Here is a 25,246-nt window from a genome sequence, read left to right as displayed (position 1 = left end):
GCGTAATTGCAGCCCTTTTTATTTCAAACCATCTCAGTGTTTAAAGTATGTGGTTGTACTGTAAACCAAATACAGATGCATGGCCTTTTGATTTAAAGCCCCACTCACTACCAGAATTGTCTTTTTCAACAAAGCGCTGAGTTTTACCACGAATAATACTCACACCAATATCTACGCTCGCGACTTTACTCAATTGGTACTCAGCACCAAACGAATACCAAACGCGATCTGTATCCGGAATCGAGATAGACATATGATGTTCATCTGCTGGTGATTCGTCATACGCAAAGCCCGCTCGCAGTTTTAAATCTTCATTCCACTGGTGATCCGTGCCAATCGAGTAGCGTAGTGAATTACTAAAGTTCTCATCTTTGCTAAACACTGTGCCTACGTTATCAACATTCGCCGCCAGTGTCTGAAAGCTATTCCAGCCAGTCCACAAAATACTGTAATGCAGTGCGGTTTGCTTATCTAACTGATGAGAACCTGATACCTCAGCGATAGCAGGCAAAGTGATCGCGACACTGCCAGGTAAAGCCTTTCCGGCAGTACCATTGAAAGGTGCAACTGCCGGTAGCTGATTGCTGAAAGTGCCCTTAAAAGTGATATCTGTTTCACTGCGATAGTGAAAACCAAAACGATTGTCTGCGTCAATGTTATAGACTGCGCCTACATTCCAGCCAAACCCTGTGTCATCTCCCTCAAGGTTGACGACTTCGGTATTACTTGGAATACCCTGTTTATTTGCGCCCAGGTTTCTTAAAATTTTGGCATCGGCGTATACATGGTTCAAGCCAAGTGCCAAGCTCCACTTATCATTTATTTGATATGAGGCTGCAATGCCAGAGTTAATGGTCACTATTTCCGTTTCACCCGCGATTTGACCAGCAACATAGTCATCACCAAACTCTGTTGCAAGGCCAAACTGTGAGTACATACCACCACCTAGCGACCATTTGTCATTGATCTGCGCAGTGACAAACGCACTCGGCACAATTGCACTAGGCGCTATACTTTTGTTGTCCAGCGCTGATGCTGGTACGCCATTGTTCGTACTAGTACCTTGCAAGCTGACATCTGGCTTTACATACATAGCGGCGACGCTCACTTGCGTTCCTTGTAATTTGTTCATCAATGCAGGATTTCGAGAAACCACAGACGCATCGTCTGCTACACTGGCCTCTCCTGCATACGCCCTACCTAAACCCGATACGTTTTGCTCAGCTAACTGAAACGCAGCAGCCAAACTATGCATGGATGTGACCATTGCACCCGCACCCAATAGTGCAACCATAATTCTGTTCATTCTTGCCTCTTAACTTCGAATTACAATAAAATTAATGGCTCGACACACTACAGAAATACGCATTGAAAATCTTCAACTTTGAGACTTTTAACCCACCAGTTGCGTAAAATAAAAACTTTTAGTTACTTTTAGTAACAAGTCAGACCACAAATTAGACATCTTTATGAAAACTTTAAATGAGACTAATTCTCAATATCATTGAACCAAAGGCGAGTTTCACATATACTCTTTGCCATCAATGTGAGGAGAAATACCATGATGGTGTTATTGATTATGGCAGCGCTGCTGTTTTCAGGCGTCAGCGTGTACTGTTTATGCAAAGCAAATTACTGTGCCTGTCAAAGAGCTGGACAATGTGACAACCCCGTTAATCACTATTGGCTGGGAGCAATTATTGCTGCTTTGCTTGCACTAGCTTGCTGTTGCTTTGCACTACATAGCGAAAAAGGCACATTGCTTTGGATTGTATTGATGTCTAGTTGTTTAGCGGGTGCGCTGTTGTCTGCAAAAGTACAAAAATTAAAGCGGTGCAAACAAGCTAAACAAGCAAACTCTCTTGCAACAGACGGGATAAATTAATTTGATAATCGAGAGGTTTAACATTGGCGACAATTTTTACGTCATCTCTTGCACTTAGATCTAAATCTTTCAATGTAACTTGGTGCATGTGCTTTACGTTGTAAAATACTCTTACAACGGGAGAAGTTGGCAAAATATCATTACCAGCCATAACCAGCCCCAAACGCTCATTGGTCAGTTTTACAATCGTGCCCACCGGATGAATACCAATACACTTTATAAACTTTTGCACAAGCACCGCATCAAACTGGCTTTTATTTGAGAGTAAGAATCTAAGTGCATGGACTGGCTCTATCGCATTACTGCCCGGCTGTTCCGTGGTCAGCGTCGCATAAGTGTCGACGATTGCCATTACCCTTGCCGCTTTACTGAGTCGATCACCCTCCAGTCCTCTAGGGAAACCACTGCCATCTAGTCGTTCATGGTGATTCACCACCATGTCGATAATCAATGGAGTCACTCCCCTTTCTTCTTTGATCATTGCAACTGAATAGGCAACATGCTTTTGCATATGACGCGTTTCATTTTCGGTCAGCGGCGACTTTTTTTCTTGAATGCTCTGTGGCACTTTACTTTTACCAACATCATGTAACATTGCGGCCATCGCCATTTGTTCGACAACATGCGGTTTAAGGCCTAAATATTTGGCAAATATAGTCATCAATATTGTGCTGTTGATCATGTGGCGCCAACTAAAACTGCGTTTGTCTTTTAGTCGCGTCAATATCGCCATTACATTGCTGTGGTGAGTAACTGAAGTAATGATTTCCTGACAAATATCATGAACGAGATGCATCTGCAGCGCTTCACCACCCAAAATGTTGCCGTAGAGCAATTGCAGTTTTTTGTTTTGCACTTCAAACTGATTTAAAGCTGCTGAAAACACCTCTGCGGTAGGTAAAACTTGATTGTGATGGGAAGTTAATAACTCCTCCTCATCAGCCCCCTGATCAGCTTCACCTTGCTGCCCTATATGCTTTCTTTCTACATTGGCAACATTCGCTCTGATAAAGCGTTCAGGCACTGGTACTTGGCTCTGAGTAACATCAATATTAAGTTCAAGTACGCCATCCGCTTCAAGCTGGGAAATAATCGCCGAATTACGCACCATCCCTCGTGACTTTAATTTAATTTCTGCATCAGATTTTAATTTGTGGACACTATCAACAAACATACCTGGTACAAGTTCACTGATGGGAATAGTTGCGTGCATGGTTCCTTAGAGAAGCTTTTTTAATCAAACCGCAATAATATGCATAGTTACGACTAAATTGTCTACTAGAAGATATAAATACAAGAATAAAGGATTAGTAAATAAAGGTAGAGAGAAATCCATTTCTTTCTTTTGCTAGCAGCGTGACATGATCAGTCCTGGAAGTATGTACCCCAACCGTCATATTCAACGCCAGCTTGCTCAGCAACTGCTACCAACTTAGAGACATCCTCCATGATAACTTCTGCGTTGAGCTCAGCTTCAACAACAATATCAAAGCCCCAGATCTTTCCGCCATCTTCAAGCTCAAGCTCTGCAGGTTCTTCAACATCATAACCGAGTTTAAAAGCCGCTAAAGCAGCCTCTTCCAGCTTATCAAAGTTCTCACATACAAAGTGATGTTCTACTTCGTAAAGTTTTTCCGGATTAGAGCCATCTTCAAGTAGTGACTCCACGATGTCTTCACTGATCTCTTGCCAATTTTCCATCAGCTTTATTCACCTTTATCTAATTGTGCGATTTTATCGGCCATTTTAGCATGAATACTATTCGCATGCTCTCTTGCAGAGCAATCATCTGATAACTCAATTGGGGCCAACATCGAAATATACACTTTACCGTTGTTCCAACGGTTTAGTTTAATTTTATCTTGAGTGGAACTCATGCAGACAGGGATAATGGGAACTTGAGCATTCTTGGCCGCATGAAAAGCCCCTGTTTTGAAAGGCAAAAGCCCTCGGCCGTAACTGCGAGTTCCTTCGGGAAACATCCACAGCGACAAGCCTTTTTGCTTGATTTTCTCTACTGATTTATCCAACGTACCAACCGCTTTTGAGCGATTCGCTCTATCAATTAAAATATTGCCTGATAACCAATAAAGCTGACCGAAAAATGGGATCCACTTCAGACTTTTTTTGCCCATGCTCACCGTATTGCGTGGTACTACCGCAGGTAGTGTGAATAAATCATAGTTGTTCTGATGGTTTGCCACATATAGTGCAGGCCCAACCTTAGCGACGCCAGGCGCTCTTTCTATCACCAGATCTACACCTATGACTTTAGCCATAGAACCGAACCAAGAGGCGATAATATGCACGTTATTTCGGTGAAACGGCCTGACAATACATAGCGCCAAACCAAAAATACAACTAAAAACAATAAATATGGCCATGGCCAAAATTCGTAATAAAGCTAACAAACTCAGCCCTCCTATAACTTGAGCGGTGTATTATAATCAAATAAGCGTACACTTGTAAGCTCAATTTTTTATGACACAAAAAAATACCGCCCCATAATTGGGGCGGTATTCTTAAAATTATTACAAGTTAGTCTTAGCTCATAGCAGCCTGCAGTTTTTTCATTGCTGACTTTTCTAGCTGGCGAACACGTTCAGCAGAAACACTATATTTATCAGCTAAATCTTGTAGGGTTGCTTTGTCTTCAGCCAACCATCTCGCTGCAACAATGTCCTGAGAACGCTCATCTAACGTTTTCATTGCCGCCAACAAGCGGTTTTGTGACTGCTGTTGAAACTGCTCTTCTTCAATCACTTCGGCAATGTCACTGTTTGAATCTGCTAAGTACTGAACTGGTGAGAAGTTGCCACTTTGACTACCTTCATCTTCATCTGCACCTAAATCAAAACCCATGTCCTGACCACTCATGCGAGATTCCATTTCACGTACTTCTTTTTCGCTAACACCCAGCTCTGAAGCCACAGTGCTAACTTCTTCTTGGTTGAACCAACCCAAGCGTTTTTTGTTCTTACGAAGGTTAAAAAATAGTTTGCGCTGTGCTTTTGTCGTAGCAACTTTCACGATTCGCCAGTTTTTAAGTACATACTCATGGATTTCAGCTTTAATCCAATGTACGGCAAAAGAAACCAATCTGACACCTACTGTTGGGTTAAAACGTTTTACCGCCTTCATCAGGCCAATATTACCTTCTTGAATAAGATCTGCTTGCGGCAAACCATACCCTGAGTAACTTTTTGCGATGTGCGCTACAAATCTGAGGTGAGACATAATGAGCTGTTTAGCTGCATCTAAGTCACCATTTTCATGAAGACGAGTTGCAAGCTTGTGTTCCTTTTCAGCGTCCAGCATAGGGATAGTGCTAACAGCCTGCAAATACCCTTCAATACTTGCACTTTGCTGCCCAACTGTTAATGCCATTGCATATGTGTCTTTACTCATTTTTCACCTCAGTGATAAATTCTTAGTCTATTTTAGCACTCTAACCCTTAGAGTGCTAACTGCAATCTACTACTTTTCTTGACCAAAGATCAAGCTTTTTATTATTAACAATAAATGAACAAATAAGCCATTGATATTTATAGGGTTAATTATTGATGAATTTTAGCGTGATGGTAGGTAGCTATGAAAACAACGCAGACTTGTTTCAAACAAGCCTGCTAAAAAGTTAAAACTACACCTTTTCGGGCTCAATTTCTCGGATATATTTTTGCACTGATAGATAAGAACCGATAAAGCCGAGAAAAATAGCTAACATGAGTAAAAAGGACAGCTCTGAGAGATTTAACCCTTCTAGCACAAAGTTACTTTGATAAACACCAACGACAAGAGATACAGCAGACTCTAGCCACCACAGCATCAAAACAACACATATAAAAGCGACCAACCCTCCAACGATACCGTACCATATCCCAGTCCATAAAAAGGGAGTATGAATAAAGGTATTGGTTGCCCCTACAAGCTTCAATACCTGGATCTCTTCTTTTTTATCCATAATCGATAAACGTATAGTATTGCCAATAATCAATACCACTGCACTTAACAATAAGACCCCTACTGTAAATACACTTTCTTTTAATAAGCCAAGTAGTGCATTCAAGCGCTCAAGCCATTCAATATCTAGTTTACCAAACTCAACCTCACGCTCACTTTCAAGTTTTTCTAATAACACTTGAGCACTTTCCGCGCCTCGGTGACGCTTGGTTGGAGTCACCAATACCACACTGGGAAGAGGGTTTTCTTCTAAATAATCCAATGCTTGACCAAAGCCCGACACCTGCTTGAACTCTTCTAGTGCCTGAGATTGAGAAATAAAACTGACCGACTCTACCTCGGGGTAAAGTGCTAATCGTTTTACCAATGTTTGTGTCTCTTGAGCACTAATATCTTCTTTTACAAACAGAGATATCTCAGCTGCTTCTTGAAACCCACTGCTGACTTTCTGAACGTTTTTTACGACTACATATAGGGTTGTCGGTAAGGTTAGGCTTAAGCCCAATACCAAAATCGTCATCATTGAAGCCATAGGTGTGCGCCACATCTCACCTAGGCTGTGTATGCCGTGCCGAAAAATGGTCAGTACAAAAAAGTACAACTTTAAAACCACAGATTTATCTTGGCTATTAACTTGGTTGCCGCGACCTTTGAATAACAAACTCATAGTGTCCCCCCGATAAAGTCACCTTTAAGAGGATCAATGGCTAGAGGGTCTTGTAGCATGCGACCATGATCAAGTGTCAAACTGCGGTACTTCATACGGGCAATTAAACCCAAATCATGGGTGGCGATAAGCACAGATGTACCATGACGATTAAAATCTTCAAACAAGCTTAAAATTTCCATTGATAATTCTGGATCTAAATTACCTGTTGGCTCATCTGCTAGCAGCAAAGGCGGAGAATTTACAATCGCGCGTGCAATACCGACTCGCTGCTGCTCCCCCCCTGACAACGTACTAGGCTGGCACTTGATTTTGTCCAATAATCCAACTTTGTCCAATGCTGCATGAACACGCTTAGTAATGTGCTTTCTGTGTGTACCTTCAATTACCAGAGGTAAAGCAACGTTGTCGAAGACATTATAACGTTCAAGCAATCGATGGTTTTGAAAAATAATGCCGATATCACGACGAACAAAAGGAACTTGGCGATTGGAGATACTATTTAAATCAACATCGTTGATAAATACTTTTCCTGCGGAGGGGCGCTCCATTAAGCTAATCAACTTCAGCAACGTACTTTTCCCCGCGCCGCTGTGGCCTGTTAAAAAAGCCAGTTCACCCTTTCCAAGCTCGAAACTTACTTTTTCTAGAGCTCGGTGACCACCAGGGTAAGTTTTACTTACTTGTTCAAATTTAATCATATGCGACCTACAAAATGCGTATGCTCCATCCTTAAAATTAAAAAGCGCCTCGACTAAGTGGGCGCTTTCTAACTCTTAGCTGTTACTTTTCATCATCTTGGCTAAATAGTGCCTCGATAAAGTCATCGCTCTTAAAGGTTCTCAAATCATCGATTCCTTCACCGACACCAATATAACGAATTGGCACTTTAAACTGATCTGCAACCGCAAAAATAACCCCACCTTTAGCTGTACCGTCTAGCTTGGTCAGAGTAATACCCGTCAAACCAACAGCCTGATCAAATAGTTTAACTTGGCTAATTGCATTTTGTCCTGTGCCCGCATCAATCGTTAACATCACTTCATGAGGCGCTTCAGGATCTAGCTTTTTCATTACTCGCGCAATTTTTTCAAGCTCTTGCATGAGGTTGTCTTTATTTTGCAGACGACCTGCCGTATCAGCGATTAGCACATCGACATTGCGAGCCTGTGCAGCTTGAAAGGCATCAAATACAACAGAAGCACTGTCGGCACCAGTGTGCTGTGCGACTACTGGGATATCATTTCGCTCACCCCAAACCTGCAACTGCTCCACTGCCGCTGCACGGAAAGTATCACCAGCAGCCAGCATCACAGATTTCCCTTGCGATTGGAATTGCTTCGCCATTTTACCTATAGTTGTGGTCTTACCGACTCCATTTACACCTACCATTAGAATGACGTAAGGCTTTTTACCCGGATTAATTTCAAGCGGTTGCTCTGCATCCTTCAAGATCTCAGCCATTTCACTCTTCATCAACTCGTATAGCGCATCGCCATCTTTTAATTGCTTGCGATCGGCTGCGTCGGTCAAGTTGTCAATCAGCTTCATGGTTGTTTCAACGCCCAAGTCAGCTGTTAGTAACTGTGTTTCAAGCTCCTCAAACAGATCGTCGTCAATTTTTTTGCCTCGGAATATCGACGCAAAACCAGACCCAATATTCTCTTTTGTTTTCAAAAGGCCTTGTTTTAAACGTGCAAAAAAACCTTTTTTCTTTGGTTTTTCCGCTTCAGCTTGCTCTTTGGCAAGACGCTCTGCTTCTTCTCGTTCTGCCTTTTCTTTAGCAAGACGCTCTACTTCTTCGCGTTCTGCCTGTTCTTTAGCAAGACGCTCTGCTTCTTCGCGTTCAGCTTGCTCTTTGGCAAGACGCTCAGCTTCTTCACGTTCAGCTTGTTCTTTAGCAAGACGCTCTGCTTCTTCACGTTCTGCCTGTTCTTTAGCTAGACGCTCTGCTTCTTCACGTTCAGCCTTTTCTTTGGCAAGACGCTCTGCTTCTTCGCGTTCAGCTTGTTCTTTGGCAAGACGCTGTGCTTCTTCGCGTTCAGCTTGCTCTTTAGCTAGACGCTCTGCTTCTTCGCGTTCAGCTTGCTCTTTAGCTAGACGCAGTGCTTCTTCACGTTCTGCCTGTTCTTTAGCTAGACGCTCTGCTTCTTCACGTTCAGCTTGTTCTTTGGCACGACGCAGTGCTTCTTCACGTTCAGCTTGTTCTTTGGCAAGACGTTCTGCTTCTTCACGTTCTGCTTGCTCTTTAGCTAGACGTTTCGCTTCTTCACGCTCAGCCTGTTCTTTAGCTAGACGTTCCGCTTCTTCACGTTCAGCTTGTTCTTTGGCAAGACGCTCTACTTCTTCACGTTCAGCATTTTCTTTAGCAAGACGCTCTGCTTCTTCACGTTCTGCTTGCTCTTTAGCTAGACGTTCTGCTTCTTCACGCTCAGCCTGTTCTTTGGCAAGACGCTCTACTTCTTCACGTTCAGCTTGCTCTTTGGCAAGACGCTCTGCTTCTTCACGTTCTGCTTGTTCTTTAGCTAAACGTTCCGTTTCTTCACGTTCTGCTTGCTCTTTAGCTAGACGTTCCGATTCTTCACGTTCTGCTTGTTCTTTAGCTAGACGTTCCGCTTCTTCACGCTCTGCTTGTTCTTTGGCAAGACGTTCTGCTTCTTCACGTTCTGCTTGTTCTTTAGCTAGACGTTCCGATTCTTCACGTTCTGCTTGTTCTTTAGCTAGACGTTCCGCTTCTTCACGCTCTGCTTGTTCTTTGGCAAGACGTTCTGCTTCTTCACGTTCTGCTTGTTCTTTAGCTAGACGTTCCGCTTCTTCACGCTCAGCTTGTTCTTTGGCAAGACGTTCTGTTTCTTCGCGCTCTGCTTGTTCTTTGACTAAACGTTCTGCTTCTTCTCGCTCAGCCTGTTCTTTGTCGGATTTACCAAACCCCAACCAAGATAAAAATTTGTTTTTCTTTCCCATAACCAACTAATACCATTAAAGTTTGTATCGTGATTTAGTCGCCATAACCGTATCTATGATCACCACCATAAAGCATAACGCTGTGCAGTGCCGCATTGACTGCGCTTCACTATTTATCAGTGTTTATTAGGCTCTAAGGCTTGTACAAAGACATCAATAATCACATAAAAGACTTTGCGATAATTGTTATAATCACTAAGTTAACGCCATAATATGCGCGTAGTGTATCATGTTCCAAGTAGATGAAAACTTTATAATCGAGCACAACCAACTCGATAGCGAAAATATATGAAAAAAAGAAAGCCTCAAACTCGAACGGATGGCCACATTCGAATTATTAGCGGTAAATTTAAAGGCCGAAAGTTGCCAGTTAAAGATGTTGAAGGCCTTCGGCCTACGACCGATCGAGTGAAAGAAACTGTATTCAATTGGCTAATGGCTGACACGCGAGATGCAGATGTTCTGGATTGTTTTGCGGGCTCCGGCAGCTTAGGGTTAGAGTCTCTCTCACGATTTGCCAATCATGCAACCTTTATAGAATTAGACAAAACCGCGGCCGCCCAAATCAAACAAAATATACAAACACTTGCGTTGGACAACGCACAGGTGATAAACGGTAGCGCATTAGATTATTTGAGTAACAACTCACAACAACGCAATTTCGACATTGTTTATCTCGATCCCCCGTTTAGAAAGAACCTAGTTTCTCCTTGTTGTGAATTACTCGAAAGTGCTGGGTGGCTAAATAATGACTCGCTAATTTATGTCGAATTTGAGAAAGAAGCACAACCGGATTTTCCAGCTAACTGGCAGTTGCTAAAAGAGAAAAAAGCTGGTCAAGTGAACTGCATGCTTTTTCGCCGAACTGACATATCCGCGCCTTAAATCGCCCATGGATATTAGTGCATGACACAATTATTCAGATCCGCTATAATTTGATCTTTACACGCGGTCTCGCTTCGGCTTACAATACCGCACCATTTTTGAACCAATTGACCATTTTTCGGTCAATTTGAGCCAAGCTCATTATTTAGGTAGGTGAATTTTTAATGCCAGTAATTAAAGTAAGAGAAAACGAACCGTTTGACGTAGCACTTCGTCGTTTCAAGCGTTCATGTGAAAAAGCAGGTATCCTTTCAGAAGTTCGTCGTCGCGAGCACTATGAGAAGCCAACTGCAGAACGTAAGCGTAAGAAAGCAGCAGCTGTAAAGCGTCACATGAAAAAGCTTTCTCGTGAAAACGCACGTCGCGTTAAACTATACTAATTAACATTTGGTCTTGTACATATGAGCTTATTAGCGACGCTAAAAGACGCCCAAAAGGAAGCAATGAAAGCCAAAGACAAACCTCGTCTTACGGCTATCAGAGCAGCTCTAGCTGAAGTCAAGCAACGCGAAATTGATAACCAGACAACGTTAGATGATGCTGGTATCACCTCGGTGTTGGTTAAACTGGTTAAACAGCGTAAAGACTCTTTCACACAGTATACTGATGCTGGAAGAGAAGACTTAGCACAAATCGAGGCTGGTGAAATATCAGTACTTGAGTCATTCTTACCTCAGCCTTTGTCTGAAGAAGAAGTACTTGAGATGATCGATGCTGCAATCGCTGACACAGGCGCAGCTGGTATGCAAGACATGGGTAAAGTAATGGGTGTGATCAAAGCGAAAGCGGAAGGTCGTGCCGACATGGGCAAAATCTCTGGTTTAATTAAACAAAGATTAAGCGCATAATTACCCACATACAAATGTATGAAATTAGTAAACCGAGCCTTGTGCTCGGTTTCTTCGTATAAGCGTTAGGAAAACTATGGCTGGCAAAATTCCAAGACAGTTTATCGATGACTTATTGGCTAGAACTGACATCGTCGAATTAATTGACGGTCGAGTTGGCCTCAAAAAAGCAGGAAAAGACTATCAGGCCTGCTGTCCATTTCACAATGAAAAATCCCCCTCGTTTACCGTCTCCAGAGATAAACAGTTTTATCATTGCTTTGGTTGCGGTGCCAATGGTAATGCCATTTCATTCTTGATGGAGTACGACAAACTTGAGTTTGTTGATGCCATTGAAGAGCTTGCTGGTATGTATAACCTTGAGATCCCAAGAGAGCAAGGGATCGGTGGGCCACAAAGAAGTTTTGAAGAAAAGAAGTCAGATTATGACTTAATGATGCACACTACCCGCTTTTACCAGCAGCAATTAAATACACATAGTAATGCGGCGCAAGTACAAGGCTATGTCAGAGGAAGAGGACTTTCAGAACAAACAGTCAACAAATTTCAAATTGGCTATGCCCCGCCAGAGTGGGATGCCTTAATTGGGAAGCTTGCACGTAACCCGTCACAGCGGCAACAACTTGTAGAATTAAAACTGGCAAGTGAAAAAACACCTGGCAGACAATTCGATTTTTTCCGTGACCGCTTGATGTTCCCTATTCGTGATAAACGAGGCCGTGTTATCGCATTTGGTGGACGTGTTATGGGTCAAGATCAAGGCCCAAAATATTTGAATTCACCAGAAACGAGAATTTTCCACAAAAGCTTTGAACTGTACGGTTTCTACGAAGCAAAACAAGCACATAAAAAACTAGAACAAGTGCTGATCGTAGAGGGATACATGGATGTCGTAGCCCTTTCAGAGTATGGTATTGACTATGCGGTCGCTGCACTCGGTACTGCGACAACCCTTGAGCATATGCAAACATTATTTCGCAACACTGATAAAGTTGTGTGCTGTTACGATGGTGATAGAGCTGGACGGGATGCCGCATGGCGTGCTCTTGAACATGCTTTACCCAATCTAAAAGATGGTAAATCACTTGGCTTTGTATTTTTACCTGATGGAGAAGATCCTGACTCTTTGGTGCAAAAAGAAGGAAAAGCGCATTTCGAAGAGAGGTTATTAAGTGCGGATGATTATAGTAAAGTACTCTTTAATCGTCTGTCTGAGCAGTGCGACCTAACAACTGATGCTGGAAAGGCCAAGTTAATGGCAGAAGCGATCCCACTGATTAATAATATACCCAGTGAATTTTACCAAGAGTCGCTACTAACTACATTAGCAAGATTGATCGGACGCACCCGTGAGCAACTCACCGCTAAGCTTTCAACACCCAAAAAACAACATACCATAGAACGAAAGTTTAAAGTAACACCTATGCGTCGCGCTATCGGTTTGTTGTTACAACACCCCCAGCTTGCACAGAGCGTTGACTATTTGCCCGAGCTTGCGCATATGCAATTACCTGGTATGGCGTTGTTTTTAAAGTTGCAGCAAACGTGTTTAGAAAACACTCAATATACCACTGCACATATCTTAGAGTCGTTTCGAAATGGCCAAGATTATGAGGCTTTAAAAAAGCTTGCTACTTGGCAGCATAATATTCATGAAGAGGCTTTAGAAGATGAATTTAAACATACATTTAAATTTATTGAAGACCAGTGTTTAAATTTGCGACTAGAGACCTTACTTATAAAAGACAAAACAGAAGGCCTAAGTAGCGATGAACGACTGGAATGTGCGTTATTAACACAAGCTTTAGGCTCTCGTAGAACTGGTCAAAATTAATTTTTGGTGTTATAATGTTCTATTCACTGCGTCAACCAAAATAACGCTGTTTTTAGCTGGCGCCCGTTGTATAAACTTTATCAGAGTGGAAGCAAAAATCTCTATGGATCAATCTCCTCAGTCACAACTCAAACTTCTGATTCAGAAAGGTAAAGAGCAAGGTTACTTAACTTTTGCAGAAGTTAACGATCACCTTCCACAAGACATCATAGATTCGGATCAAGTCGAAGATATCATTAGCATGATCAATGATATGGGTATTCAGGTTTCTGAAGCAGCCCCTGATGCCGATGAGCTGATGATGCAAGAAACAACCACCGACGAGGATGCGGCAGAAGCGGCAGCAGCTGCGCTAGCAACGGTAGAAAAAGAAATTGGCAGAACAACTGATCCTGTACGTATGTATATGCGTGAAATGGGCACCGTTGAGCTACTGACTCGGGAAGGCGAAATTCTAATAGCAAAGCGTATTGAAGAAGGGATAAATCAAGTACAGATTTCTGTTGCTGAATACCCTGAAGCAATTACGTATTTACTTGAACAGTGGGACAAATACGAAGCTGAAGAGATGCGCCTAAGCGACATCGTTACAGGCTTTTTTGACTCACTGGAAGATGACGAAGCAACCATCTCTGCAACCCACATTGGCTCTGAATTAAGTGAAGAAGACTTAGATGACGAAGACGATGAGAGTGATGATGACGATGATTCGGAAGAAGGTGAATCAGGACCGGATCCTGAAGTTGCCCGTGAACATTTCGAAGAGCTACGTTCTTTATATACTAGCGCACGTCAGTGTTTCGAAGACAAAGGCCGTAGTCACCCTGATTCGCAAGCTGCTATCAAAGAAATTGGCGAGTTGTTCCGCAAATTTAAATTAGTACCAAAACAGTTTGACCGCATGGTTAATAACATGCGTGAAATGATGGACAGAGTACGCGTACAAGAGCGTATCATCATGAAACAAGCTGTTCAGATTGCGAAGCTACCTAAGAAAACTTTCGTTAAGCACTTCGCTAACAATGAGACAGATGTCGCTTGGATTGATGCAGAAATCGCATCTGGAGAAAAACACTCAGATAAACTTCGTGAAGTTAAGCCTGAAATTGAGCGCTGCGTCAATAAGCTCAAAGCCATTGAAGAAAGCACAGGCTTGAGTGTCGAACGCATCAAAGACATCAACCGTCGAATGAGCATAGGTGAAGCGAAAGCACGCCGTGCGAAAAAAGAAATGGTTGAAGCTAACTTACGTCTTGTAATTTCAATCGCTAAAAAATACACCAACCGTGGCCTACAATTTTTGGACTTAATCCAAGAAGGTAACATTGGTCTAATGAAAGCGGTTGATAAATTCGAGTACCGTCGTGGTTATAAGTTTTCAACTTATGCAACTTGGTGGATCCGACAAGCTATCACCCGTTCAATTGCTGATCAGGCAAGAACAATCCGTATTCCAGTGCATATGATTGAAACGATTAACAAACTTAATCGTATTTCTCGTCAAATGCTACAGGAAATGGGTCGTGAACCTAGTCCTGAAGAGCTGGCAGAACGCATGATGATGCCAGAGGATAAAATCCGCAAAGTATTAAAAATTGCCAAAGAGCCAATTTCAATGGAGACACCAATTGGTGATGATGAAGATTCGCACCTAGGCGATTTCATCGAAGATACAACCATTGAATCTCCGATTGACTCTGCAACAATGGAAAGCCTGCGTGGTGCCACCAATGAAGTCCTTGCAGGCTTGACGGCCAGAGAAGCAAAAGTACTTCGCATGCGTTTTGGTATTGATATGAACACTGACCACACGTTAGAAGAAGTTGGTAAGCAGTTTGACGTAACCCGAGAGCGTATTCGTCAAATCGAAGCGAAGGCGTTACGTAAACTTCGCCATCCTTCTCGTTCTGATTTACTGAAAAGTTTCTTAGACGTCAAAGGCTAAGAGTAATAAATACAAAAAAAGGCCGCATTATGCGGCCTTTTTATTTGAATAAAATGTGTGCATCCCTAAAACGGCTGAAATAAGCTGATAGGCCATATACACGCAATCTGTCGTGCTCTTTCACGTGCTACAGCCGTGAAATGTTGTGCGCAATCAATAGATGAAAAAAGTTTAATAGGAACAACACTATGGCTTGGATCCAAATCCGAATTGATGCTAACAAAGAAACAGCAGACCTTATCAGTGATTTGTTGATGGACATTGGATGCCCTTCTGTCACATTCATCGATAGTCAAAATAACCCTGTCTATGAGCCTAAGCCTGGAGAAGTCATTTTATGGCCTGAAACAACAGTGATAGGTTTGTTTGAAGCGACACATGACATGCAAGCCGTCATTGACTACCTCACTGCCAACATGGCTGAAGCGCCAAAATATAAAGTCGAACAACTAGAAGATAAAGACTGGGAAAGAGAGTGGATGGATAATTTCCACCCAATCAAGTTCGGTGAACGTTTGTGGATTTGCCCTAGTTGGCGTGACATACCGGAACCTGACGCAGTAAACGTACTTTTAGATCCTGGGCTAGCATTTGGTACCGGAACACATGCAACCACTTCGCTGTGCTTAAAATGGCTTGAAGCACAGGATCTTAGCGGTAAAACAGTGGTCGATTTTGGTTGTGGTTCAGGTATTTTAGGAATAGCAGCTATTAAACTCGGCGCAGAGCGAGTTATCGGCATAGATATCGACCCGCAAGCTCTAGTTGCAAGCAGAGATAATGCCGAACGAAATGGTGTTGCAGACAAGCTGGAAGTTTATTTACCAGAAAACCAACCTGACTTTAAAGCCGACATTGTTGTAGCAAATATCCTGGCACAGCCACTGCGCGAACTCCATGAAATTATCCTTGGCTTTTTGAAGCCACAAGGTGCAATTGCAATGTCAGGCATCTTAGAAGAGCAAGCTCAATCTGTAGCAGATGTATACGCCCCATATATTGATTTAGACGCAATAAAGCAAGAGGGCGAATGGACACGAGTAAGCGGAATTACAAAACAATAACAAGTGTAACGACTATCTTCTGAGTTAGTAATCTATTACACGTAAGGCCTGAACTTAACAGGCTTTACGCTTTATTTACAGCCAATCGGCCGACCTCAATTAAGTCAAAAAAGATTTTTTGAACAAATTTACAGCAATTTATGTAGCCCTTCATATTGTTACCAAAAGTCAACCCAAAAAGTTCAAAAAAAAAACACTTATGTTCAATTTATAGCCTTTGATTTTTGCAAAAAAAACCGTAAACTTAGCGCCCCTTGAAATGAGGCAGATGAATAGTAGTGCGTATTGGTCCATACCAACTTGATAACAATGTGATCGTAGCTCCAATGGCTGGTATAACAGACCGACCATTTAGACAGTTATGTCGGCGTCTTGGCGCAGGGTTAGCGGTGTCAGAAATGTTGTCATCAAATCCAAAGGTTTGGAAAACTGATAAGTCGATGAACCGTATGGATCATTCTGGTGAGTCAGGAATACGTTCTGTGCAGATTGCAGGAGCAGACCCTGAGCTAATGGCACAGGCTGCACAATTCAATGTCAAAAATGGTGCGCAAATCATAGATATAAATATGGGTTGCCCAGCCAAAAAAGTGAACAAGAAACTCGCAGGTTCTGCACTATTGCAGTATCCAGATCTAGTTGAGGAAATAGTACAAGCTGTCGTTGGTGCAGTCGATGTACCTGTTACCTTGAAGATCCGCACAGGATGGGATCCGGAAAACCGCAATGGTGTTGAAATTGCGAAAATAGCCGAACGCAATCGTATTGCATCACTGGCAGTACACGGTAGAACCCGTGCATGCATGTATAAAGGTGAAGCGGAATACGACACTATCAAAGCGATAAAGCAATCGGTTTCTATTCCTGTTGTTGCTAATGGCGACATAACGTCCCCAGAAAAGGCAAAACAGGTTTTGGATTATACGGGCGCAGATGCCATCATGATTGGTCGAGCCGCCCAAGGTCGTCCTTGGATTTTCCGAGAGATAGACTATTATTTGCGAACTGGAAAACACTTGCCAGCACCGGAAGTATCCGAAGTGCGTGGCATATTGATGGAGCACCTTGTAAACCTCCATCAGTTTTACGGTGAACCAATGGGTGCGCGCATCGCACGCAAACATGTATCTTGGTACTTGCAGTCCCATGACCAAGAAGGTCAATTTAGGCGAGTATTCAATGCACTTGAGGAGCCAAAAGCGCAAATCGAGGCATTAGAAAACTATTTTGAAACACTAGCAGCTAACTAAGAAAGAGACATAAAGATGTTCGAACAAAATGTGACTTCTCCTTTTATCACTAACGCTCATGTTCAGTCACAAGAGAAACCGCAACCACTACGCGATGCAGTTAAAAAAGCTGTCCACCACTACTTAAAGCAGTTAAATGGTCAAGACGTGCAAGATGTGTATGAGCTAGTTTTATCAGAGCTTGAAGCACCATTACTAGAAGAAGTGATGACTTACACACGTGGTAACCAAACTCGTGCTGCAATCTTACTAGGTATCAACCGTGGTACTCTTCGTAAGAAGCTTAAAAAGTACGGCATGAACTAATCCGTATTTTTCGAAAACGTCTTTACCAAGACGTTTTCGAGCCCCCTTTTCTGCTCAGTGATATGCTGATAGTACATTTTATTCTGCTTAACTCATCCAATTTTAATATTGAAATCCTAACTTTACCCTCCTCAATATAGAAAGTTCAGTATTTCTCAATCTCGTTAACATCATTTCCATCGTTTTCTCATCCTAGTTGAGCTAAAATACAGCCTTTCTAAGCTAGCCCTTAACTAATCATTGAGGAAATCAAAACCATCATGGATATACATCGTCCTATTCGTCGCGCACTATTAAGCGTGTCAGATAAAACTGGTATCGTTGAGTTTGCCCGCACTCTAGCTGAGTCAGGCGTTGAACTTCTTTCTACAGGCGGTACTTGTAAACTCCTAGCCGACAACGGCATTCAGGTAACGGAAGTATCTGACTACACAGGCCACCCAGAGATCATGGATGGTCGCGTGAAAACTCTCCACCCGAAAGTACACGGTGGGATCTTGGGGCGTCGTGGCCAAGATGAAGACGTTATGGCAGACAACAGTATCTCTGCTATTGATATGGTTGTAGTTAACTTATACCCCTTTGCACAAACTGTTGCAAAAGCTGACTGCAGCCTAGAAGATGCAATTGAAAATATTGATATCGGCGGCCCAACAATGGTGCGTGCCGCAGCTAAAAACCACAAAGACGTTACAATCGTGGTCAATGCAAGCGACTATGATCGCGTTTTAGCTGAAATCAAAGAAAACCAAGGCTCAACAACGTATAAAACACGTTTTGATCTTGCTATTGCTGCCTACGAGCATACAGCACAGTACGACGGCATGATAGCAAACTACTTCGGTAAGCTTGTTGCTGATTACACAGAAGAAGCAGCCGAAGAGACCAAGTTCCCGCGCACTATCAATATGCAGTTCACTAAAAAGCAAGACATGCGCTATGGTGAAAACTCTCATCAAGATGCCGCATTCTATGTGGAAAATGATATTGAAGAAGCGTCAGTGGCAACAGCGAAGCAATTGCAAGGTAAAGCATTATCTTACAACAACATTGCAGACACTGATGCTGCGCTTGAATGCGTGAAAAGCTTCGAAGCGCCTGCTTGTGTTATCGTCAAACATGCTAACCCTTGTGGCGTCGCTGAAGACAAAGACATTTTAAGTGCTTATGACAGAGCGTTTAAAACTGATCCGACATCGGCTTTTGGTGGCATCATTGCCTTCAACCGTGAACTAGATGTTGAGACAGCCAAAGCTATCATCGAGCGTCAGTTTGTTGAAGTCATCATTGCTCCAAGCATTTCTGCTGAAGCTGCTGAGATTGTTTCTGAAAAGAAAAATGTCCGTCTTTTAGAGTGTGGCCAGTGGGAAGCGAAATCGACAGGTGTTGATATCAAACGTGTCAACGGTGGTGTACTTATCCAAGATCGCGACCAAGGTATGGTTACATTGGGCGATCTAACAGTTGTCTCTAAACGCCAACCTACAGAGCAAGAGTTAAAAGATTTACTATTCTGCTGGAAAGTAGCGAAGTTCGTTAAGTCAAATGCCATTGTTTATGCTCGAGATGGTATGACGATTGGTGTGGGCGCAGGCCAAATGAGCCGTGTTTACTCAGCGAAAATCGCGGGGATCAAAGCCGCTGACGAAAACCTTGAAGTGAAAGGTTCTGTTATGGCATCAGATGCATTCTTCCCATTCCGCGACGGCATCGACGCTGCAGCAGAGGCTGGTATCACCGCAGTGATCCAACCTGGAGGCTCTATGCGCGACGAAGAAGTTATTGCCGCGGCTGATGAAGCTGGCATGGCAATGGTATTCACCGGAATGCGCCATTTCCGCCACTAATCGAAAAGCGCGAAACGTTTAACGTTTCGCGCTTTTTGTTTGCACCAATTTAAAGTATTCTGACCAAAAGACAATCACAATAACCTTGAAGGAACTGAATAATGAAATTAGGTATTAAAGCATTAATCGCTGCAGGCATCGTCACTGCAATCACAGGCTGTAGCAGTACAACAAGCTCTGATAGCTCAAATGCAAATATTGCAAAAGCGGCACAAAGCAGTGAACGCGCTGAGAGTAATCGTGCGCGTGATAAATACCGTAATCCAGTCCAAACATTGGAGTTCTTTGGTCTTAAGCCCAATATGACTGTCGTTGAAATCGCACCAGGTGGCGGTTGGTATACAGAGATCCTAGCGCCAACAATAAAAGGCCAAGGTACTTTATACGCAGCACACTTCCCGGCCGATTCCGAGGTTGAGTATTACAAAAAGTCATTAGCCGCATTTAAAGGTAAGATTTCAAGTGATACACGTTTTAGCGAAATCAAAATGACTGAATTCTCTGCATTGACTCATCATGATATCGCACCAGCAGGCTCTGCGGATATGGTTTTAACTTTCCGTAATGTTCATAACTGGTATATGCGCCCTGGTGATGAAGGTGTACTTAAATCATTCAAAGCATTCCATAAGGCGCTTAAGCCTGGTGGGATCTTAGGGGTGGTTGAGCATCGCTTACCAGAGCACCGTGATACAGAAGATCAAAAGCGTTCAGGTTATATGAAGCAAAGCTATGTCATAGAAATGGCTAAAAAAGCAGGCTTTGAATTGGTAGCAAGCAGTGAAATTAACGCTAACCCACTTGATAGTGCAAATCACCCTCGCGGTGTTTGGACACTACCGCCAAGACTTGCGTTGGGTGATGAAAAATCAGCGCAATACAAGGCGATTGGGGAAAGCGACCGAATGACTTTAAAGTTTAAAAAGATTTAATAGGAAACTTTGCCATGAATGTACTTGTCATTGGCAGCGGTGGCCGTGAACACGCACTTGCGTTCAAAGCCGCTCAAAACCCATCTGTAAAAACTGTATTTGTAGCACCTGGTAATGCTGGTACTGCTTTAGAACCAAAATTAGAAAACGTTGCAATTGGTGTTGAAGACCTTGATGCACTTGTTGCATTTGCCAAAGAGCAAAAAGTATCGTTGACGATTGTTGGTCCTGAAGCACCATTGGTGATTGGTGTTGTTGATCGCTTCCGCTCTGAAGGCCTCGCTATTTTTGGCCCAACTCAAGCAGCAGCACAACTTGAAGGCTCAAAGTCATTTACTAAAGACTTCTTAGCTAGACACAAAATCCCAACAGCGAGCTACCAGACATTTACCGAGATTGACCCTGCAATTGCATACGTCAAAGCGCAAGGTGCACCCATAGTAGTCAAAGCAGATGGTTTGGCAGCCGGTAAAGGCGTGATCGTAGCAATGACCGAAGCTGAAGCGGAAGAAGCGATCCGCGACATGCTAGCAGGCAATGCATTTGGTGATGCTGGCAGCCGCGTGGTAATTGAAGAGTTTTTAGAAGGTGAAGAAGCTTCATTTATCGTCATGGTAGACGGTAAAAACGTCTTACCGTTTGCCACCAGCCAAGACCACAAACGTGCATACAATGGTGATCAAGGGCCTAATACCGGTGGTATGGGTGCATATTCGCCTGCGCCTGTTGTAACTCAAGAGATCCACAATCGCATTATGGATGAAGTGATCTACCCTACGGTAGAAGGAATGGCAGCTGAAGGCCACCCTTATACAGGTTTCTTATATGCTGGCTTGATGATAACAGCTGACGGCACACCAAAAGTCATTGAATATAACTGTCGCTTTGGTGATCCTGAAACACAGCCAATCATGCTTCGTTTACAATCAGATCTTGTATCTTTAATTGAAGCTGCAAACCGCCAAGAGCTGGATCAAACTGAGATTCAGTTTGATCCAAGAGCTGCTGTCGGTGTTGTACTCGCTGCGAAAGGTTACCCTGCAAGCTACCCTAAAGGAGATGCAATCTCTGGTCTTCAAGTAAATTACTCTGAAGGCGAGAAAGTATTCCATGCTGGCACTAAACAGCAAGGCGGTGCTGTTGTAACGGCTGGTGGACGTGTACTTTGTGCGACAGCACTAGGACACTCAGTAACAGAGGCGCAAAAGCGCGCTTATGCACTGGTCCAAGATATCCACTGGGAAGGTGTAGAGTTCCGCACTGATATTGCTTATCGTGCCATTGCACGTGAGCAGTAATCAAATTAGGTATCCTATAAAAGCGGCTCAAAATTAGCCGCTTTTTTTATTTCAATTTTAAATAACGCAAATAAAAACAAAAACCAATATCAATTGCAAACAATTGAAATATATAATTTTTTTTGATTTTATCATTGGTATTTTTTGGCTGTCTTGCTAGGATCTCCTTTTGTATCATCTTTAGGGGCGTAAAGATGCAGGGCACACTAAGTAAACTTAAAGCCACCCTCACAAACCCAATTCAATATCAACTACCCATTGGCGATCAATTAGTTAATTTAAATGACTATTTCGGTCAGGAAATAACTTTGACTTTCACGGGTAATATATATTGCTGTAGTTGTGGTAAAAAGACTAAAAAAAGCTACTCCCAAGGCCATTGTTTTGTATGTATGAAAAAACTCGCTAGCTGCGATATGTGCATCATGAAGCCTGAAACTTGTCATTATGACCAAGGTACTTGTCGCGAACCTGAGTGGGGAGAAGCCAATTGCATGATCCCTCACTATGTCTACTTGGCGAATACATCAGGGTTGAAGGTTGGTATCACACGCCATACTCAAATTCCAACCCGCTGGATAGATCAAGGCGCAACACAGGCGTTACCAATCTTTAAAGTACAAACTCGCCTCCAGTCTGGTTTGGTAGAAGTTGCGCTCGCAAACTTCATTGCCGACAAAACCAATTGGCGCAACATGCTCAAGGGTATCAACCCAGAGTTAGATCTGAAGCAAAGTGCTCAGGAGTTGATCCCTCAGATCCAAGAAAAACTCGATGAACTTGCACAGCTGTTTGGTGCCACAGCAATCGAGCGCCTCGATGAAGAGGTGGTTGATCTAGCCTTCCCAGTAGAAGACTACCCAACCAAGATCAGTTCATTTAATTTTGACAAAGAACCCTCTGTGACCGGGATCTTAAAAGGGATTAAAGGCCAGTATTTGATCTTTGACAATGGGGTTATCAACATTCGTAAGTTCACCTCTTACGAAGTCAGTTTTTCTGCTTGATAAAACTCATACCAAGCCGCTTGAGTAAGCGGCTTGCAATACAAATATCCTTGCATCGCATGACAACCTAGCTTTTGTAAAAAACGCATTTGCTCCTGCTTTTCTACTCCCTCAGCGACAACGTGCAGTTTAAGCGCTTTGGCCATCGCAATAATAGCGCTGACAATTTCGCTGTTTCCATATTCATCAGGGATCTTGGCAATAAAACTTGGATCTATTTTTAAGATATCAATCGGTAGCTTAGTTAAATAACTTAAAGCGGAATAACCGGTGCCAAAATCATCCAAGGCAATACTGACCCCCATTGTTTTCAGCTCAGTCAGTACCGCCTTAGCTCGCTGAAAATTACTGACAAAACTGCACTCTGTCAGCTCTAACTCAATTTGTGTACCACTCAGGTTATATTTATCTAACGCATAGCGTAAAGTATTAACTAGATCCCCTTGTGTTAAGTGCTGCGCAGAAATATTAATAGCTAAGTGCCGTATTTCAATATTGGTCTTCCTCCAATGTGCAAGCTGTGCACAAGCGCGATCAATCACCCACTCATCCAGTTTTACAATTAACCCCAGCTCTTCCGCTAGAGGGATAAATTGCGCAGGAGAGATCATCCCAAGATTGGGATCGTGCCAGCGCAATAAACACTCCAAACTTGTCAAGCGGCTACTTACTAGGCACTTTAGAGGCTGAAAATAAAGTTCAAACTCACCATTTTCAAGTGCACTTTGAAATCGACTTTGCATCGATAAGCGCTCTAATGAACGAGCATTCATTGAAGCCTTATACATTTGAAATGAGTTTCGTCCCAGCTCTTTGGAGCGATACATAGCCACATCAGCATGCTTTAATAAGCTCTCACTATCCAAACCGTCATCGGGGTAGATGGACGCGCCCAATGACGCAGTGGCAGCAACACAGATGTTTCCCAAGTCAAATGACTTATTAAACTGTAATAACAGCTTATCTGCAAAATTAACCACAGAATCCACATCGACCACTTCTGTCAGCAAAACCACAAACTCATCTCCGCCGAGCCGTGCCAAGGTATCCCCTTCATTGAGGATACTTTTGATCCGCTCACTTACTTGCGTGAGCAACTTATCACCAGCACTATGCCCTAGGGTGTCATTTACCTCTTTAAAGCGATCTAAATCGATAAACATCACGCTGATCTTATGTTGGTCGCGATGTGCCGATGCCAATGCCATAGACAACCTATCATAAAACAAGCGCCGATTAGGCAGTCCTGTCAACTCGTCAAAATATGCAAGGCGCGCAATTTTTTCTTCTGCATTTTTACGCTCAGTAATATCACTGAATATCGCTGCGTATAACGTTTCATCACTATAGGGGTCATTGATTTCAATAATTGTGAGCCACTCGACATAAATATCCCCACTTTTCTTTTTGTTGCAAATTTCGCCTTGCCACACCCCCTTCTCTCTCAGCGCTTCCCACATTCTGTTATAGTAGCTTTCATCGTGAAGGCCTGAACTCAGTAGGCTCGGAGTTTGCCCTATCACCTCGTAGTCTTGATAGCCTGTCAAAGCACTAAAAGCTGGGTTAATTTGAATGATCTCTCCACTGCTACGCGTGATCATAATGCCATCGAGTGATGCATCGATGATCCGATTCGCTAAATAGAGGTTTTTCTCCGATTTGCGTAATGCGATATCTCGCTGTGCCAATACATTCTCAAGCTCACTGCAATAGGCTGTTTCGATTTCTGTAAGCACATTTTTCAGTGCCAAAAGACCAATGACTTCATTCGATGTCGCATCTCTGACAACGAGGTGGCGAATAGACTTAGCCGTCATCATACGGTAGGCATCAAATAAACTTTCCTCCGGAGTCATGGATAACATAGGATAACTCGCGAGCTGCCAGCATGGCATTTGCCACTGCGGATCGAGTATGGCATATGCAATATCACGTTGTGTGATGATCCCGTACTCTTGCAGTTCAGTGTGATGAACTAACACTGCGGTTGTTTTGTCTCTGCGCATGATTTCAATCGCGTCGCTGATGCACTGCTGACTATCCAACACACTGACACAGCTGTCATAATGATCGGCAATAGGACGAAAATGCAGATAGTGATCCAAGCCCTGATTACGAACTATATCTGATAGCGAAACCACACCTGCCGGTTCATTTTTCGAATCAATTACCAGTAAGTGTCGGATACCAAGTTGATGCAGTTTAATGGTTGCTTCGCTCAATGTTTTATCAAGCAGAATATCGTGCACTGGCGAGGTCATGACCTCACCAATAGGGAGCTCTGTAAGGTGAATATGTTTAAGATCTAGCTTTACACAATCTGATTCTGTCCAAATACCCGTTATCTCACCATCTTTCGTGATAAAAATGGAACTTACGCTATGCTGTCGCATTCTGACGAGTGCATCGTATAAACTGGTTGATTCATCACAAGATAACAAGCTAGTCGAAAACACGTCTTTAATTTTCAGCTGACGTGAGTCACCTATCATAAGCACTTTCCTCGCATTCTAACTACCATCTTGAGTATACTTGGCTACCTAGTGCTAACTTT

The 25,246-nt window shown here is 42.9% G+C and carries 22 protein-coding genes; 13 read left to right on the top strand and 9 right to left on the bottom strand.

The genetic code is table 11. The features are described 5' to 3' along the window. Positions 1–40 precede the first annotated feature (40 nt). Entirely contained in the window at positions 41–1,306 is a 1,266-nt protein-coding gene (locus tag N483_RS04705; protein WP_023398893.1) for an outer membrane protein transport protein, read from the bottom strand. Positions 1,307–1,561: 255 nt separating this feature from the next. Here N483_RS04705 and N483_RS04700 point away from each other — a divergent pair, with 255 nt between their 5' ends. Further along, positions 1,562–1,885: a hypothetical protein gene (locus tag N483_RS04700; protein ID WP_023398892.1), complete on the top strand. Its 324-nt coding sequence runs from the start codon at positions 1,562–1,564 to the stop codon at positions 1,883–1,885. Here the strand turns inward: N483_RS04700 and N483_RS04695 are convergent. The 7 genes from N483_RS04695 to ftsY form a co-directional block, all read right to left on the bottom strand. Next, complete coding sequence (locus N483_RS04695) at positions 1,845–3,098, bottom strand: HD-GYP domain-containing protein (protein WP_023398891.1); 1,254 nt, start codon at positions 3,096–3,098, stop codon at positions 1,845–1,847. The genes N483_RS04700 and N483_RS04695 overlap by 41 nt on opposite strands. Before the next feature lie 152 nt (positions 3,099–3,250). Further along, a complete protein-coding gene (gene rraB, locus N483_RS04690) occupies positions 3,251–3,586 on the bottom strand; it encodes a ribonuclease E inhibitor RraB (protein ID WP_023398890.1) in 336 nt (111 codons plus the stop codon). 5 nt (positions 3,587–3,591) lie between these two features. Beyond that, positions 3,592–4,296, bottom strand: a complete 705-nt coding sequence (locus N483_RS04685) for a 1-acylglycerol-3-phosphate O-acyltransferase (RefSeq protein WP_023398889.1) — start codon at positions 4,294–4,296, stop codon at positions 3,592–3,594. 133 nt (positions 4,297–4,429) lie between these two features. Next, complete coding sequence (gene rpoH / locus N483_RS04680) at positions 4,430–5,293, bottom strand: RNA polymerase sigma factor RpoH (protein ID WP_023398888.1); 864 nt, start codon at positions 5,291–5,293, stop codon at positions 4,430–4,432. A gap of 232 nt (positions 5,294–5,525) precedes the next feature. After that, positions 5,526–6,512, bottom strand: a complete 987-nt coding sequence (ftsX, locus tag N483_RS04675) for a permease-like cell division protein FtsX (RefSeq protein ID WP_023398887.1) — start codon at positions 6,510–6,512, stop codon at positions 5,526–5,528. Further along, positions 6,509–7,213 (bottom strand): cell division ATP-binding protein FtsE, encoded by a 705-nt coding sequence (gene ftsE / locus N483_RS04670; RefSeq protein WP_023398886.1) that lies wholly within the window; start codon positions 7,211–7,213, stop codon positions 6,509–6,511. The genes ftsX and ftsE overlap by 4 nt, the downstream gene beginning before the upstream one ends. An 82-nt stretch (positions 7,214–7,295) precedes the next feature. Further along, the gene (ftsY, locus tag N483_RS26545) at positions 7,296–9,476 is read right to left on the bottom strand and encodes a signal recognition particle-docking protein FtsY (RefSeq protein WP_081223994.1); all 2,181 of its coding nucleotides are present in this window, start codon (positions 9,474–9,476) and stop codon (positions 7,296–7,298) included. A gap of 288 nt (positions 9,477–9,764) precedes the next feature. On the opposite strand from ftsY, the gene rsmD reads away from it, so the two are divergent. The 12 genes from rsmD (at position 9,765) to N483_RS04605 (ending at position 22,692) form a co-directional block, all read left to right on the top strand. Beyond that, a complete protein-coding gene (rsmD, locus tag N483_RS04660; RefSeq protein WP_023397471.1) occupies positions 9,765–10,361 on the top strand; it encodes a 16S rRNA (guanine(966)-N(2))-methyltransferase RsmD in 597 nt (198 codons plus the stop codon). Positions 10,362–10,525: 164 nt separating this feature from the next. Continuing rightward, on the top strand, positions 10,526–10,741 hold the full coding sequence (rpsU, locus tag N483_RS04655; RefSeq protein WP_010362466.1) for a 30S ribosomal protein S21: 216 nt from the start codon (positions 10,526–10,528) through the stop codon (positions 10,739–10,741). 21 nt (positions 10,742–10,762) lie between these two features. Further along, complete coding sequence (locus N483_RS04650; RefSeq protein WP_023397470.1) at positions 10,763–11,209, top strand: GatB/YqeY domain-containing protein; 447 nt, start codon at positions 10,763–10,765, stop codon at positions 11,207–11,209. Positions 11,210–11,285: 76 nt separating this feature from the next. Next, the gene (gene dnaG, locus N483_RS04645) at positions 11,286–13,043 is read left to right on the top strand and encodes a DNA primase (RefSeq protein WP_023397469.1); all 1,758 of its coding nucleotides are present in this window, start codon (positions 11,286–11,288) and stop codon (positions 13,041–13,043) included. A 103-nt stretch (positions 13,044–13,146) separates the two neighbouring features. Then, entirely contained in the window at positions 13,147–14,988 is a 1,842-nt protein-coding gene (rpoD, locus tag N483_RS04640) for an RNA polymerase sigma factor RpoD (RefSeq protein ID WP_023397468.1), read from the top strand. 188 nt (positions 14,989–15,176) lie between these two features. Next, the gene (gene prmA, locus N483_RS04635) at positions 15,177–16,052 is read left to right on the top strand and encodes a 50S ribosomal protein L11 methyltransferase (protein ID WP_023397467.1); all 876 of its coding nucleotides are present in this window, start codon (positions 15,177–15,179) and stop codon (positions 16,050–16,052) included. A 278-nt stretch (positions 16,053–16,330) separates the two neighbouring features. Further along, positions 16,331–17,302: a tRNA dihydrouridine synthase DusB gene (dusB, locus tag N483_RS04630; protein ID WP_023397466.1), complete on the top strand. Its 972-nt coding sequence runs from the start codon at positions 16,331–16,333 to the stop codon at positions 17,300–17,302. Positions 17,303–17,317: 15 nt separating this feature from the next. Continuing rightward, positions 17,318–17,608 (top strand): DNA-binding transcriptional regulator Fis, encoded by a 291-nt coding sequence (fis, locus tag N483_RS04625; protein WP_010374122.1) that lies wholly within the window; start codon positions 17,318–17,320, stop codon positions 17,606–17,608. A 260-nt stretch (positions 17,609–17,868) separates the two neighbouring features. Beyond that, positions 17,869–19,455: a bifunctional phosphoribosylaminoimidazolecarboxamide formyltransferase/IMP cyclohydrolase gene (gene purH / locus N483_RS04620; protein WP_023397465.1), complete on the top strand. Its 1,587-nt coding sequence runs from the start codon at positions 17,869–17,871 to the stop codon at positions 19,453–19,455. Positions 19,456–19,556: 101 nt separating this feature from the next. After that, a complete protein-coding gene (locus tag N483_RS04615; RefSeq protein ID WP_023397464.1) occupies positions 19,557–20,387 on the top strand; it encodes a class I SAM-dependent methyltransferase in 831 nt (276 codons plus the stop codon). 14 nt (positions 20,388–20,401) lie between these two features. After that, positions 20,402–21,685: a phosphoribosylamine--glycine ligase gene (gene purD / locus N483_RS04610; protein ID WP_023397463.1), complete on the top strand. Its 1,284-nt coding sequence runs from the start codon at positions 20,402–20,404 to the stop codon at positions 21,683–21,685. 194 nt (positions 21,686–21,879) lie between these two features. Then, positions 21,880–22,692: a DUF2797 domain-containing protein gene (locus N483_RS04605; protein WP_023397462.1), complete on the top strand. Its 813-nt coding sequence runs from the start codon at positions 21,880–21,882 to the stop codon at positions 22,690–22,692. Here the strand turns inward: N483_RS04605 and N483_RS04600 are convergent. Continuing rightward, positions 22,668–25,184 (bottom strand): EAL domain-containing protein, encoded by a 2,517-nt coding sequence (locus tag N483_RS04600; protein WP_023397461.1) that lies wholly within the window; start codon positions 25,182–25,184, stop codon positions 22,668–22,670. The two genes, N483_RS04605 and N483_RS04600, sit on opposite strands and share 25 nt — an antisense overlap. Positions 25,185–25,246: the final 62 nt, after the last annotated feature.

It is taken from the genome of Pseudoalteromonas luteoviolacea NCIMB 1944, assembly GCF_001625565.1.
Lineage (GTDB): Bacteria > Pseudomonadota > Gammaproteobacteria > Enterobacterales > Alteromonadaceae > Pseudoalteromonas > Pseudoalteromonas luteoviolacea_F.
Note: the sequence above shows the minus strand (reverse complement) of the source record. Positions and strands in the feature narration are given on the sequence as shown.